At 67.2% G+C, this 12,984-nt stretch carries 12 protein-coding genes; 7 read left to right on the top strand and 5 right to left on the bottom strand.

The genetic code is table 11. From position 1 onward, the window contains the following. The first annotated feature begins 8 nt into the window (after window positions 1–8). The gene (gene atpD / locus EJJ38_RS11520; protein ID WP_127090193.1) at window positions 9–1,445 is read left to right on the top strand and encodes a F0F1 ATP synthase subunit beta; all 1,437 of its coding nucleotides are present in this window, start codon (window positions 9–11) and stop codon (window positions 1,443–1,445) included. Window positions 1,446–1,572: 127 nt separating this feature from the next. Then, window positions 1,573–1,992, top strand: coding sequence for a F0F1 ATP synthase subunit epsilon (locus EJJ38_RS11515; RefSeq protein ID WP_127090192.1), 420 nt, complete (start codon window positions 1,573–1,575; stop codon window positions 1,990–1,992). A 565-nt stretch (window positions 1,993–2,557) separates the two neighbouring features. Here EJJ38_RS11515 and EJJ38_RS11510 read toward each other — a convergent pair. Together EJJ38_RS11510 and EJJ38_RS11505 are read right to left on the bottom strand one after the other, a co-directional pair. Beyond that, the gene (locus EJJ38_RS11510) at window positions 2,558–3,148 is read right to left on the bottom strand and encodes a protein-S-isoprenylcysteine O-methyltransferase (protein WP_127090191.1); all 591 of its coding nucleotides are present in this window, start codon (window positions 3,146–3,148) and stop codon (window positions 2,558–2,560) included. Beyond that, on the bottom strand, window positions 3,145–4,383 hold the full coding sequence (locus EJJ38_RS11505) for an alpha/beta fold hydrolase (RefSeq protein ID WP_127090190.1): 1,239 nt from the start codon (window positions 4,381–4,383) through the stop codon (window positions 3,145–3,147). Before EJJ38_RS11505 ends, EJJ38_RS11510 begins: the two co-directional genes overlap by 4 nt. Before the next feature lie 107 nt (window positions 4,384–4,490). Here EJJ38_RS11505 and EJJ38_RS11500 point away from each other — a divergent pair, with 107 nt between their 5' ends. Both EJJ38_RS11500 and dxs read left to right on the top strand, forming a co-directional pair. Next, window positions 4,491–5,339 (top strand): glycosyltransferase family 2 protein, encoded by an 849-nt coding sequence (locus tag EJJ38_RS11500; protein ID WP_164738479.1) that lies wholly within the window; start codon window positions 4,491–4,493, stop codon window positions 5,337–5,339. 183 nt (window positions 5,340–5,522) lie between these two features. Beyond that, on the top strand, window positions 5,523–7,445 hold the full coding sequence (gene dxs / locus EJJ38_RS11495; RefSeq protein WP_127090188.1) for a 1-deoxy-D-xylulose-5-phosphate synthase: 1,923 nt from the start codon (window positions 5,523–5,525) through the stop codon (window positions 7,443–7,445). Window positions 7,446–7,627: 182 nt separating this feature from the next. On the opposite strand, the gene EJJ38_RS11490 is transcribed toward dxs, so the two are convergent. Further along, entirely contained in the window at window positions 7,628–8,086 is a 459-nt protein-coding gene (locus EJJ38_RS11490) for a hypothetical protein (RefSeq protein ID WP_127090187.1), read from the bottom strand. Window positions 8,087–8,160: 74 nt separating this feature from the next. Then, the gene (locus tag EJJ38_RS11485; protein ID WP_127090186.1) at window positions 8,161–8,697 is read right to left on the bottom strand and encodes a hypothetical protein; all 537 of its coding nucleotides are present in this window, start codon (window positions 8,695–8,697) and stop codon (window positions 8,161–8,163) included. 522 nt (window positions 8,698–9,219) lie between these two features. Here EJJ38_RS11485 and EJJ38_RS11480 point away from each other — a divergent pair. From EJJ38_RS11480 to EJJ38_RS11470, 3 genes are all read left to right on the top strand, one after another. Beyond that, window positions 9,220–9,948, top strand: a complete 729-nt coding sequence (locus EJJ38_RS11480; RefSeq protein ID WP_127090185.1) for a TlyA family RNA methyltransferase — start codon at window positions 9,220–9,222, stop codon at window positions 9,946–9,948. Beyond that, complete coding sequence (locus tag EJJ38_RS11475; RefSeq protein ID WP_420836876.1) at window positions 9,945–11,180, top strand: class I SAM-dependent RNA methyltransferase; 1,236 nt, start codon at window positions 9,945–9,947, stop codon at window positions 11,178–11,180. Before EJJ38_RS11480 ends, EJJ38_RS11475 begins: the two co-directional genes overlap by 4 nt. 217 nt (window positions 11,181–11,397) lie before the next feature. Next, entirely contained in the window at window positions 11,398–11,892 is a 495-nt protein-coding gene (locus tag EJJ38_RS11470; RefSeq protein WP_420836883.1) for a DUF4142 domain-containing protein, read from the top strand. Between the two features lie 85 nt (window positions 11,893–11,977). On the opposite strand, the gene EJJ38_RS11465 is transcribed toward EJJ38_RS11470, so the two are convergent. Next, on the bottom strand, window positions 11,978–12,820 hold the full coding sequence (locus EJJ38_RS11465) for a DUF1194 domain-containing protein (protein WP_127090183.1): 843 nt from the start codon (window positions 12,818–12,820) through the stop codon (window positions 11,978–11,980). Window positions 12,821–12,984: the final 164 nt, after the last annotated feature.

Raw genomic sequence — 12,984 nt, 5'->3', positions numbered from 1 at the left:
CGACGAACATGGCGAACCCCACCGGACGCATCACCCAGGTCATCGGCGCCGTCGTCGACGTGCAGTTCGATACCCACCTGCCGGAAATTCTGAACGCGCTGGAAACCACCAACCAGGGCAACCGCCTGGTGCTTGAGGTGGCTCAGCATCTGGGCGAGAACACGGTCCGCACCATCGCCATGGACTCCACCGAGGGTCTCGTGCGCGGTCAGCCCGTGGCCGATACCGGCGCGCCGATCCTGGTGCCCGTGGGCGAGGCGACCCTCGGCCGCATCATGAACGTCATCGGCGAGCCGGTTGACGAACTGGGCCCGGTGGTGGGCGACAGCATGCGCTCCATCCACCAGCCCGCTCCCTCCTATGCGGAGCAGTCCACGGAAGCCGAGATGCTGGTCACCGGCATCAAGGTGGTGGATCTGCTGGCGCCCTATTCCAAGGGCGGTAAGATCGGCCTGTTCGGCGGCGCCGGCGTCGGCAAGACCGTGCTCATCATGGAGCTCATCAACAACATCGCGAAGGCGCACGGCGGCTATTCCGTGTTCGCCGGCGTGGGTGAGCGCACCCGTGAGGGCAACGATCTCTATCACGAGATGATCGAGTCCAAGGTGAACGTGGACCCGCACGAGCATAACGGCTCCTCCGCCGGCTCCAAGTGCGCGCTGGTCTATGGCCAGATGAACGAGCCCCCGGGTGCCCGCGCCCGCGTCGCGCTGACCGGCCTCACCGTGGCCGAGCATTTCCGCGACCAGGGCCAGGACGTGCTGTTCTTCGTGGACAACATCTTCCGCTTCACCCAGGCCGGCTCGGAAGTGTCGGCGCTGCTGGGCCGCATCCCCTCGGCGGTGGGCTATCAGCCGACGCTCGCCACCGACATGGGTACGCTCCAGGAGCGCATCACCACCACCACCAAGGGGTCGATCACCTCGGTGCAGGCCATTTACGTGCCCGCCGACGATCTGACCGACCCGGCGCCTGCCGCCTCCTTCGCCCATCTGGACGCGACCACCGTGCTGTCGCGCTCCATCGCGGAAAAGGGCATCTACCCGGCGGTGGATCCGCTGGACTCCACCTCGCGCATTCTCTCCCCGCTGGTGATCGGCGAAGAGCATTACGGCGTGGCCCGTCAGGTGCAGCAGACGCTGCAGCGCTACAAGGCGCTCCAGGACATCATCGCGATCCTGGGCATGGACGAGCTGTCCGAAGAGGACAAGCTGGTGGTGGCCCGCGCCCGTAAGATCGAGCGCTTCCTGTCCCAGCCCTTCCACGTCGCGGAAGTGTTCACCGGCTCGCCCGGCAAGCTGGTGGATCTCGCCGACACCATCAAGGGCTTCAAGGGCCTGGTGGAAGGCAAGTACGACCACCTGCCCGAGCAGGCATTCTACATGGTGGGTTCCATCGAGGAAGCCATCGAGAAGGGCAAGAAGCTCGCGGCCGACGCGGCCTGAGCAGCTTCCCGGGCATCCGCCCCTTGAGGGCGGGTGCCGTATCGGATTTCGGAGTGCCTTCCGCCATCAGGCGGCTTGGTGCTCCCGGCGCGGCTGACCGCGCCACGGGGACAGCGGAGACACGCATATGGCCACTTTCACCTTTGAGCTCGTCTCCCCGGAGCGGCTCGTCTTCTCCGGTCCCGTGACCTGGGTCGATGTCCCCGGTTCGGAAGGCGACTTCTCCGTGGGCGCCGGCCATGCGCCGTTCATCGCGACCCTGCGCCCCGGCATCCTCACGGTGCGCGGCGACGGCACGGCGAAGCGCTTGTTCGTGCGCGGCGGCTTCGCCGAGGCGAACCCCACGACCCTCACCATCCTCGCCGAGCGGGCGACCCCGGTGGAGGAGATCGACACGGCCCAGCTGCGCCAGCTCATCAAGGACGCGGAAGAGGACGTGGCCGACGCCCGCACCGACGAAGCGCGCCAGAAGGCCACCGTCATGCTGGCCGACCTCAAGCAGGTGGCCGACGCGCTCAGCCAGGGCTCGACCACCGCGTCGCACTGATCCTTCTGGACAGCATCGCTTTCGACCAGCCGGGCCTCGCGCCCGGCTTTTTTATTGCCGTGTGTCCGGATGGCTCTGTTCCGCCGACGGGAAAGCGCCCGCGCGTCACGGCGCACCAGATCAGGCAGGGCATGCCCTCGTCCCGCCTTGGGACACGTCTCTGCGCCCGCCGGTCCATCCCGCGAACGAACCGGTTCCGAATCGCGATTCCACGCCGGTGGCGTTTCGTTCCTCAGGCCGGGTCACCCTTTCGCCTGTCGATCGGCCTCTGAGCCCTCTGGGCACGGGCGCGGACGGGCTGTCCCGGATCGGGACGGGAGACGCGGAGCTTCGGCACGGGCCGGGAACAAACCGGCTCCGAATCGCGGATCGTGACCGCTTCCCGGTTCGTTCCGGCGTGATCATCCTCTCTCGTCATGACCGTGCAGCCTGTGCCGAACCGGGACATAGCGGAGGCGAAGACAGCACAGGGCGCGAACGAACCGGCTCCGAATCACGGACGGGCAAAAGATGCCGGTTCGTTCCGGCCTCGTGCCTACGGAGCGGGCGGCGGGAGTCGTGGCGCTCAGCAGATGAAGGGGATGACGCGCTTCGTGCGCGCGCAATAGGCGTCATATTCGGCGCCGAACGCTTCGCGCATCATGGCTTCCTCCTCTCCCACCCGGAAAAAGTAGAGGATGCCGAAGCCCACGAAGCCCGAGAGCCCGGCCACCAGATTGGGCAGCAGCAGGGCCTGTGCGAGCGCCCAGAGGAAGAAGGCGGAATACATGGGGTGCCGCACCCGGCTGTAGACGCCGGTGGTGATCAGCTTGTGGGATTCGCGCAGCTCCAGCGTCACCGACCAGTTGCGCCCGAGGTCCGAATGGGTGCGCCAGAACAGCCAGAGCGCCGCCAGGAAGACCACCACGCCCGCGCCCACCTGGAGGGGGGAGGGGGCATAGGAGAGGGAAGCGGGAAAGCCACTGGAGGCATAGATGGCGGGCACCACGCCGAGACCGCAGGTGGAGATGGTCAGCAGCACCATTTCCCGTAGGTTCCGGCGCCGCGCATCCGCCACGCCCGCGCGGCGCGCCTTGCGCTGGAAGGGAAGGCGCAGGACGAACCAGGCGACGACGCCGAGGGTCCAGGCGAGCTTTGCGAAGGTCAGGAGGGTCATGCGGCCGAGCCCCGGTGCTCCAAGGGAATGATGGCACCGTCCGGATCGAGGATCTCAAGCGGCCCCTGGATTTCATGGACCACGGCATCGAACGATACCGGGGCGAAGATGAAGGCGTAGAAGTCGTAGGCGGCGCGCCGGTCATTGGCGAGGAAGAACTGGCAGTGCAGCCGCATGAGGTCCAGGCGATAGCGGGCGAAAGTGGCGGGTGTCATCATCTCGCGGATGGTCACCTGTCGCACGAAGGGCCGCAGCATCCCGTTGGAATTGCCCGCATGGCGTAGGGTCACGGGATTGACCTTGTAGAAGCTGACGAGGTCGTCCCGCGCCTGGAATTCCGCCCAATAGATGTCGCGCGCCTCGAACACCTTTTCTCCGGCCTCGCGCAGCCAGCCCCCGGCGGGGTGCAGCGCGAACTTGGCCGAGGTGTTGCCCACGGTGAGCAGGCGCACCGTGGCGCGCTGGGGAAAATCCGGATCCTTCTCCAGCGCGCGGGCCAGCAGGCTCACCGCATGCATGGCACCGAGGCTGTGCCCGGCGATCACGATCTCGTCCACGCCGCCTTCGTCCACCACCTCCAGCAGGCGGTCGGCGAGGGCGTCCATGCGCGCATTGATGGCCGGATGGCGCCCCCGGACGAAGTCCACGGAGAATTCCGCAAGATCCAGCGATTGTTTCAATCGCATGCGGGCGCCGAACGTGGCCATGGCGCCGAAGAAGCAGGCAGCGCCCACGGCGAGCGCCAGCAGGGCGGCGGCCAGCGGCCCGAGGCCGGAGGCGAGGCCATAGGCCAGCCAGCCCGCCCCGCCCGACACGGCGAGAATGGCGAGGAGCGCCACATAGGTGAGGAGGAAGAAGATGCCGTAGCGGTGGCTGAACCGGAAATAGCGGACGATGGTGCCGGTGGAGATCATGTCCCCGATGGCCCGGATCCCACCCCAGATATGGGACAGGCGGCTGCGACCCATCTCCTCGCGCACCAGGTCGTCCCAGCACAGAAGCTCCACCCGCGCCTGCGAGGTCCAGCCCTGGCCTTGCGCGCGCGCATCCCAGAGGGCGCCGGTGGCGGTGGGGCGCGGCGCGGAATCGGCCTCGACGGTCACGTTCCAGACGGACGAAAAGCGCGCCATCTCCCGATGGAAGATGCGGTGGTGGCCATCCGCATCCATGGGATCGAAGCCCGCCACGAAGAAGAAGTGGCGGCGAAGCGTCGGTGCGGGATCGCGCAGCGGCATGGTGGGCAGGGTTCTACCGGAGGAGGGGCCGCGATGAAAGGCCTACCCGCCGGTTTGCGGGGCACGGCCACGGTGCTATCCCTCGCGGGCGAATGAAAGGAACGCGCGTGCAGGGCCTTGAGAGCGTCTCGGTGGTGTTCGTCACCTATGACAGCGGCGCGGTCATCGGCCGGGCCGTGGCCTCGGTGCCGGCGGGCGCCGAAGTGGTCATCGTCGATAATGCCAGCCCCGAAGGCACCGCCTTCATGGATCATCTGGCGCGACCGGCGCGGCTTGTGGCCATGCCCCGCAACATGGGCTTCGGCACCGCCTGCAATGCGGGCGCCAAGACGTCCTCCGGGCACTTCGTCCTGTTTCTCAATCCCGATGCGGAACTGGAGACCGGCGCCATCGAGGCGCTGCTGGCGGCCGAGCGTGCCTATGGCCCCGGCCTCTTCATGCCCTCCATCGTGGGGGAGAACGGGCGCCTCATGCGCAAGGAGGGCTCCATCTTCCAGCCCGTCCCGCGCGGACGGCGTCTGAAGGGGGAGGAAATTGCGGGGGATTACTGCACCCGTTTCGTCCATGGCGCGGCCTTCCTCGCGGCGCGGGACCTGTTCCTGGAGATGGGCGGGTTCGATGAGAGGATCTTCCTCTATCACGAGGATGACGACCTCGCGCTCCGGGCCCTGGAGCGTCGCCTGCCCATCACCGTGATCGGCGCGGCGCGGGTGCGCCATGGGGGCGGCAAGTCCTCCACGCCGAGCCTGTCGCGCACCTTCGCCATCAACCGGCTGAAGAAGCAGTCGGAGCGCTATCTGCGCCGCAAATATGCCCGCCCCGTGCCCGTTGCGGCGGACGCCGCCAAGCTGATCGGCGGCTGCCTCCTGGCGGCGCTCAGCTTCGATACCCACCGCTTCATGATCCGCGCGGGAAAGCTGCGGGGGATTTTCGATTCTCTTGAGCGGGATGGATGAGGAAAGACCGGCGCCACGGCCATCACATGGCCCTGATCCGGACGCATCACAGGGCTGGCCGCTCTCACGTTGCGCGAACCCCCTCCGGCGTGTAAGCGTCGAATGTCAGCAGCATGCGAGGCGCAGCCGGCCCGTCCCTCGGACCGGCACCGGGCGCCCGGTGGCTGACAGGCGGAGTGTTTCGTGACGGTTTCCAGGACCCCGCTTCTCGATACGGTGGCATCCCCCGGCGATCTGCGGGCGCTCCCGGATGAGAAGCTCCAGCAACTCGCCGACGAACTGCGGACCGAGACCATCGACGCGGTTTCCGTGACCGGTGGTCATCTCGGCGCGGGCCTCGGCGTGGTCGAGCTGACGGTGGCGCTGCACCACGTCTTCAACACGCCCCATGACCGTCTCATCTGGGACGTGGGCCACCAGGCCTATCCGCACAAGATTCTCACCGGACGCCGCGACCGCATCCGCACCCTGCGCCAGGGCGGCGGCCTGTCCGGCTTCACGCGCCGCGCGGAGAGCGAATATGACCCGTTCGGCGCCGCCCATTCCTCCACCTCCATCTCCGCCGGGCTCGGCATGGCGGTGGCGCGGGACCTTTCGGGGCAGGACCGGAACGTGGTGGCGGTCATCGGCGACGGCGCCATGTCGGCGGGCATGGCCTATGAGGCCATGAACAATGCCGGCGCCATGGACAGCCGGCTGATCGTCATCCTGAACGACAACGACATGTCCATTGCCCCGCCCACCGGGGCCATGTCTGCCTATCTGGCCCGGCTCATTTCCGGGCGCACCTATCTCTCGCTGCGGGAGCTGGGCAAGCAGCTCTCCCGCCGCATGCCGAAGTTCGTGGAGCGCGGCGCCCAGCGGGCCGAGGAGTTCGCGCGCGGCTTCTGGACCGGCGGCACGCTGTTCGAGGAGATGGGCTTCTATTATGTAGGCCCCATCGACGGCCATAATCTGGAGCACCTGCTGCCGGTGCTGCGCAATGTGCGCGATGCCAAGGCAGGCCCCATCCTGGTCCATGTGGTGACCCAGAAGGGCAAGGGCTACGCGCCCGCCGAGCGCTCGGCCGACAAGTATCATGGCGTCGTGAAGTTCGACGTCACGACGGGCACGCAGCTCAAGCCCAAGTCCAATGCCCCCTCCTATACCCGCGTTTTCGCCGAGAGCCTGATCGCGGAGGCGCGGCAGGACGAGAAGGTGGTGGCCATCACCGCCGCCATGCCCTCCGGCACGGGGCTCGATCTGTTCGGGCAGGCCTTTCCCGAGCGCACCTTCGATGTGGGCATCGCGGAGCAGCACGCCGTCACCTTCGCGGCGGGCCTCGCGACGGAAGGCTACAAGCCGTTCTGCGCGCTCTATTCCACCTTCCTCCAGCGTGGCTACGACCAGCTGGTGCACGACGTGGCGCTCCAGGGCCTGCCCGTGCGCTTCGCCATCGATCGGGCGGGCCTCGTGGGGGCGGACGGCGCCACCCATGCGGGCGCCTACGACATCTCGTTCCTGGCCTGCCTGCCGGGCTTCACCATCATGGCCCCGTCCGACGAGGCGGAGCTGACCCACATGATTGCCACCGCCGTGGCGTTCGATGAAGGCCCCATCGCCTTCCGCTTCCCCCGTGGGGAGGGCGTTGGCGTGGAGCGTCCGGTGAAAGGCGAGATCCTGCCCATCGGCCGCGGCCGGGTGGTGCGGGAGGGCAATGACGTGGCGCTTGTGGCGCTCGGCACGCGGCTCGCCGCCTGCCTTGAGGCGGCCGAGCGCCTGGAGAGCCTGGGCTTTTCCGCCACCGTGGTGGATGCCCGCTTCGCCAAGCCCATCGACAGCGACCTGATCCTGCGGCTCGCCCGCGCCCATCCCGCCCTCATCACGGTGGAAGAAGGCTCGGTGGGCGGCTTCGGCAGCCAGGTGATGCAGATGCTGAGCGATGCCGGGGCGCTGGATCGCGGGCTGAAGCTCCGCTCCATGGTGCTGCCGGACATTTATATCGACCACGAGACCCCGGCCCACCAGATGACCCTGGCCGGCCTTGATGCCGCCGCCATCGCCGCCAAGGCGCTGTCGCTGCTGGGCGTGTCCGAGGCGCGCGCGTCTCTCTCCCGCCGCGCCTAGAGTCGCTTGCTATTCAGATCGCTGGGAGGCTTCGCGCCTCTTGAGGGCGTCAGGCCCGGGCATCCACGCCTCTGCGTCGAGCGGGCACCCAACGGAGTTCAGAGGATGGCCGGGACAATCCCGGCCATGACGCCACCTTGTTGAAAAGAGCCGTTCAGACCGCCTGAGTGTCGAGCCGGGCCTTACTGGCAGGCGGCTTCGAACTGGGCGTAGGCGTCGGGCGCGCCGTCCAGGCTCACCTGCTGCTTCACGCCCTTCACTTCCAGGGACATGGCCTTGCCGGCCGTCAGCACGGCCTTGAGGTCGGCCAGCTTGCCGCCGCCTTCCACGTCGATGGAGGAGGATTCCGTATTGGCGACCGCCTTGCCCGGAAATTCCTTCTTCACCTTGCCGGTGGTCAGGATGATGCGGGCAGCTTCGTCCGCCTTCAGTCCCTTGGAGCCCACATGGGAGCTGATCAGGACGTTGGCGTTGCCCTTGTTGCACACGAAGGACAGGACGGAATTGTCCGTCTCGGGAACGCCGAAGGTGAGAACGGCACCGTTGTCGGTCTCCGAGGCATCCCAGGTCATCTTGACCTGCGCGAATGCCGTGCCGGCCGAGACCGCGAGGAGCGTAACTGCGAGAACCGCGCGTTTCATGGAACAACCCCAAAGTATGCGGCGGGGATCATAAACCCTCGCCGGGAAATCAAAAGCCCGACCGATTGGTTTGGTTAGCGCCGCGAGAGACAGGCGCGCTGGAAGTCCGCGAGGCGGGCTCGGGCGCCGGCCAGCGGATAGGTGAGGACGAGCGCCTTCGCCTTGGGCGCTGAGGGCGGAATGCGCAGCGTCAGCGTGTCCCCGCTCTCGAACAGGTCGAAGATGCGCGGGTCGAGCGCCACGGCTGCCTCCACTACCATCTTTCCGTCGCCGCCGCCGAGAAAGGCCGTCGCGGCCAGTTCCAGGCGACGCTTGCCGGCGGTCAGCGTCACCGGCACGCCCTCTCCGGAGGAGAAGGGCCGCCCGTCGATTTCAGCGGCGATCTGAAGGAGTTGGGCTCCCGGCTGGCAGATGGCGGCGAAATCGGGATCGGGGTCACGCTGAAGGCTGAAGCGCAGGACGAAGGTGTCCTCACCCTTGACCATGGTCCAGATGCGCGGATCGGGAGTGGGCTTGGCCGGCTTTGGCTTGGCGGGGGTCGCAGCGGCTGCGGGAAGGGTGGCGCACATGGCCACCAGCAGCGCGGCGAAAAATGCGGGGACGAAGCGCATGCAAACTCCGGTCAAGGTCTCTGGGCGACGGGGGCCGTCGCGGTGGTCATAACCGCGATTGCCCCGGAAGGGTTCTGGCGAGTTTTGTCGGCCGGGCAACATGACGCATGAGGGTGCCCCCCGCACAGCCTGTCCCGCAACATTGGTTTACGAGCCGTCGTCCCGACCCGATCAGTCCGCAGCGCGCTTCCCTCAGGATCGATCGCACTCTGGAGCCTGATCCGATCAGGTTGATGCAACCTGATCGGTGAATCAGTCTCCAAACTTTAAGCGAGAGAGCGATTCACGATCCTGAGGGAAGCGCGCTGCGCTTCCCTCAGGATCGATCGCACTCTGGAGCCTGATCCGATCAGGTTGATGCAACCTGATCGGTGAATCAGTCTCCGAACCTTAAGCGAGAGAGCGATTCACGATCCTGAGGGAAGCGCGCTGCGCTTCCCTCAGGATCGATCGCACTCTAGGAAGAACACCTTGGCAACACGGTGACGGCGCAGGGCCGGGCCGCCGGAACAGGTGAATGAAATGGCGCGCGAGCGCATCGACAAGCTGCTGGTCGCGCGCGGCCTGTTCGAGAGCCGCGCCCGGGCGCAGGCGGCGGTGCGTGCCGGTCTCGTCCAGGCGGACGGCGTTCCGGTGACACGCCCGTCGGACGAGGTGGACTGCGAGGCCGCATTGGCGGCCAGCGAAGCCCATCCCTTCGTCTCGCGCGGCGGGCTGAAGCTCGCCGCCGCGCTCGATGCATTCGGCTTCGATCCGGCCGGGGCCGTGGCGCTGGATGTGGGCGCCTCCACGGGTGGCTTCACCGATGTGCTGCTGCGGCGCGGTGCGCGGCGTGTCTATGCGGTGGATGTGGGGCGCGAGCAATTCCATCACAGCCTGCGCGCGCGGCCCGAGGTTCAGCTTTTCGAGGGGCTCGACGCACGCGCGCTTTCCCGCGCCCAGGTGCCCGAGCCGGTGGATTTGGTGGTGTCCGACGTGAGTTTCATTTCCCTCGCTTTGGTTCTCCCGGCGGCGCTCGCCCTTGCAGGGGAAGGCGCGCGCCTCGCGGCGCTCATCAAGCCGCAGTTCGAGGCCGGCCCCGCTCGGGTGAAGAAGGGCATCGTCCGCGACGCGGCGGTTCATGACGAGGTCTGCGATCGCATCTCCCAGGTGGTGGCCGATCTCGGCTGGCGTGTCGCGGGGCTCATTCCCTCGCCCATTGAGGGCGGGGATGGAAACCGGGAATTCCTCATCGGCGCGGTGCGGGCATGACGGTGGACATGATGGAATGCGTGATCACGCGCATGGGCGCCCAGGGCGACGGCCTCGCGGACGTGGACGGCACGTCCGCCTTCGCGCCCTACACCCTGCCGGGCGAGCGGGTGGCGGGCTTTCTGGAGAAGGACCGTTTCAAGGTTGAGCGGATCCTGGAGGCGAGCGAGGACCGGGTGGCGCCGGAATGCGGGCATTTCGGCCTGTGTGGCGGGTGCCTGCTCCAGCATTGGGCCGCGCGCCCCTATGGCGCCTGGAAGCGTGAACTGGTGGTGGCGGCGCTGGAGCGGGAGGGCCTCGCCGCGGACGTGGCGCCGCTCATCGATGCCCACGGAACGGGCCGCCGCCGGGTCATCTTTCATGCGCGCCAGCTGGGAAGCCGCACCGTCGTGGGCTTTGCCGAGCGCAAGTCCCATTCCATGGTTCCCCTTGCCGGCTGTCCGGTTCTGAGCCCGGAACTGAAGGACGCCCTCGCCGCATCCCGCGCGGTGGCCGAGGCGTTGGCGCCGCTAAAGAAACCTCTCGACCTGCACGTCACCGCCACCGATGCGGGGATGGACATGGATGTGCGCGGCTCCGGGCCGCTGCCGCCCATGATCGCCATGGACCTTGCCGCCATCGCCGACCGTTTCCGCCTTGCCCGGCTGACCCGCCATGGCGAGATGGTCGCCCAGCGGGAGGCGCCGTTCCTCGCCATGGGCCGGGCGCGGGTGGTGCTGCCGCCTGCCTCCTTCCTGCAGGCGACCCGCGAGGGCGAGGAGACATTGGCCCGGCTGGCGCTCGCCATCGCTTCTGGTGCGAAGCGGGTGGCCGACCTGTTCTGCGGGGTGGGCACCTTCGCCCTTCGCCTCGCCGAGAATGCGCGTGTGGCGGCTTATGAGAATAACGCTCCGGCGGTGGCGGCCCTGGCCCGGGCAGGGCAGGGCGCGCCGGGGCTGAAGGGGATCGAGAGCGAGGTGCGGGACCTGTTCCGCCGCCCGCTCATGGCCGAGGAATTGAAGCGCTTCGATGCGGTGGTCATCGACCCGCCGCGCCAGGGGGCGGAGGCGCAGGCGCGGGAACTGGCGAAGGCGGATGTGGCGCGCGTCGCCTATGTGTCTTGCAGCGCAATGACTTTCGCCCGCGATGCCCGGATTCTCACGGAAGGCGGGTTCCGGCTGCTGGAGGTCACGCCGGTGGACCAGTTCCGCTATTCGCCTCATGTGGAACTGGTTGCGCGCTTCGAGCGATAAAAGGCCATGGACCTCGAGAGTGCCTCTGCCTTTCATGAAAACGCTGGAACACTCTATTTCTTTGTTTTTACGATATTTTTTTCACGCGAGCCGCTTCACGCTTCGCTCGGAAACACTCTAGATGACGGTACCATTCCGCTGGGAGGAAAGTATGAAAGCCCTTCTCGTTGCTGCCGCGGCCCTGACCTTGAGCGCGGGCATTGCCGGTGCGCAGACCATGAACATGCCGGCGGCCCCGTCGGCCGGCCCGACCCCTACCGCCATCGCCGCTGCCGCCACCGTGCCCAGCACGAAGGCGTTCGTGGAGACCGCCGCTGCCGCCAACCAGTTCGAGATCTCGTCGAGCCAGCTCGCGATCAAGACCAGCAAGAACAAGAAGGTCGTGGAATTCGCCAAGCATATGGTGAAGGACCATACCGAAATCGGTAAGAACTTCGTCGCGGCCCTGGGTAAGGCCAATACGGGCATTACGCCTCCGGCCGGCATCGGCAGTGAGCTGGATGCCATCATGACGCGCTTGAAGTCTGAGAGCGGCGCGGCGTTTGATGCCGACTACATCGCCGTTCAGACCAAGGCCCACCAGGATGCGGTCGGCCTGTTCGCGGGCTACGCCAAGGGCGGCGACAACCCGGTCCTGCAGGAATTCGCCAAGAAGACCCTGCCGGTGATCGAGATGCACCTGCGCATGTGCTACGCGCTCGCCACGAAGTGAGCCCGAAGGCCACGAAGTGACCACAGGAATGACGGGCTGTCTCTTGCGAGGCAGCCCGTTTTTTCACGCCTGAGCGGTCTTGCTCTCAGTTGTTCCAGTGTTCCTGCCACATGCGCTCGCCGATGGTGCAGGAGACGCGCGACGGGTCGGCGGCGGGCACGATTCGCGGCTGAGGCTTCGGCTTCACCCCGGCCACCTCCAGCACCAGCTTCGTCTTGATGGCCCGGGCGAACTCGTCCATGGCGCGCACCGGGATGACGAAGGCCCCGGCCCCGCCGATCACGCAATCCTCGTAGTAGATGTCGAGGTCGGGCACATCCATGGCGGAGTTGCTGCTGCGCTTGAGCACCAGCGGCAGGCCGTTGATGGTGATGCCGCGCTTCACCACTTCGTCGCGGACCTGGGTGACGGGCGGACCCTGATTGTTCACGCCGTCGCCGGATATGTCGATGACGTTGCGCAGGGCGCGGTAGCCGCTGCCCTGGAACTGGCCCATGGAGAATTGGAGCGCCCCAGAGATGGAGGTGCGGTAGGCCCGCCGCAGCGGCACTGCCAGGATGCGGTCCGACAAGGCGCGGGCGGTGTCGGCCCCGTCAACCACGGTCCAGGGGATGATGACGCGCTGTTCCAGCTCGCCCGCCCATTCCAGATAGGTGACGGCGATGCGCCCGTTGGGGCCGAGCTTCAGGGCGTCGAGGAATTCCCGCGAGATGAGGGCCGCCGCATAGCCCTCCCGCTGGAGCGCCTGCTCGTCGGGGTCCATGGAATAGGAGATGTCCACCGCCAGGACGAGCTGGACATCCACCGTATTGCCCGCCCGGTTGGACTCGTTGGCCCGCGGCGCGGCCTGCGCAGGGGGGATGCCTGCGAGCAGCGGCAGCAGAAGGGCGGCAAGAAGCGCCGCGACGCCAGACCTCCACTGAGCCATGATTTCCTCCGGGGAGAGCGGCAGCAGGGACGATGCGTCACATCATGCTGCCACCGACCGCGGCGGAACGGAAGTGCTTAGCCGTCTTTTCCGAAACCCTCAAAGACAGGTTGGAAATTCAAATCCGTTTGCTCTTCGGAGCCGAAGGTTTCGCTCGTCCTGAT

Source organism: Aquabacter cavernae, from assembly GCF_003993795.1.
In the GTDB taxonomy this organism is placed as follows: domain Bacteria; phylum Pseudomonadota; class Alphaproteobacteria; order Rhizobiales; family Xanthobacteraceae; genus Aquabacter; species Aquabacter cavernae.
Note: the sequence above shows the minus strand (reverse complement) of the source record. Positions and strands in the feature narration are given on the sequence as shown.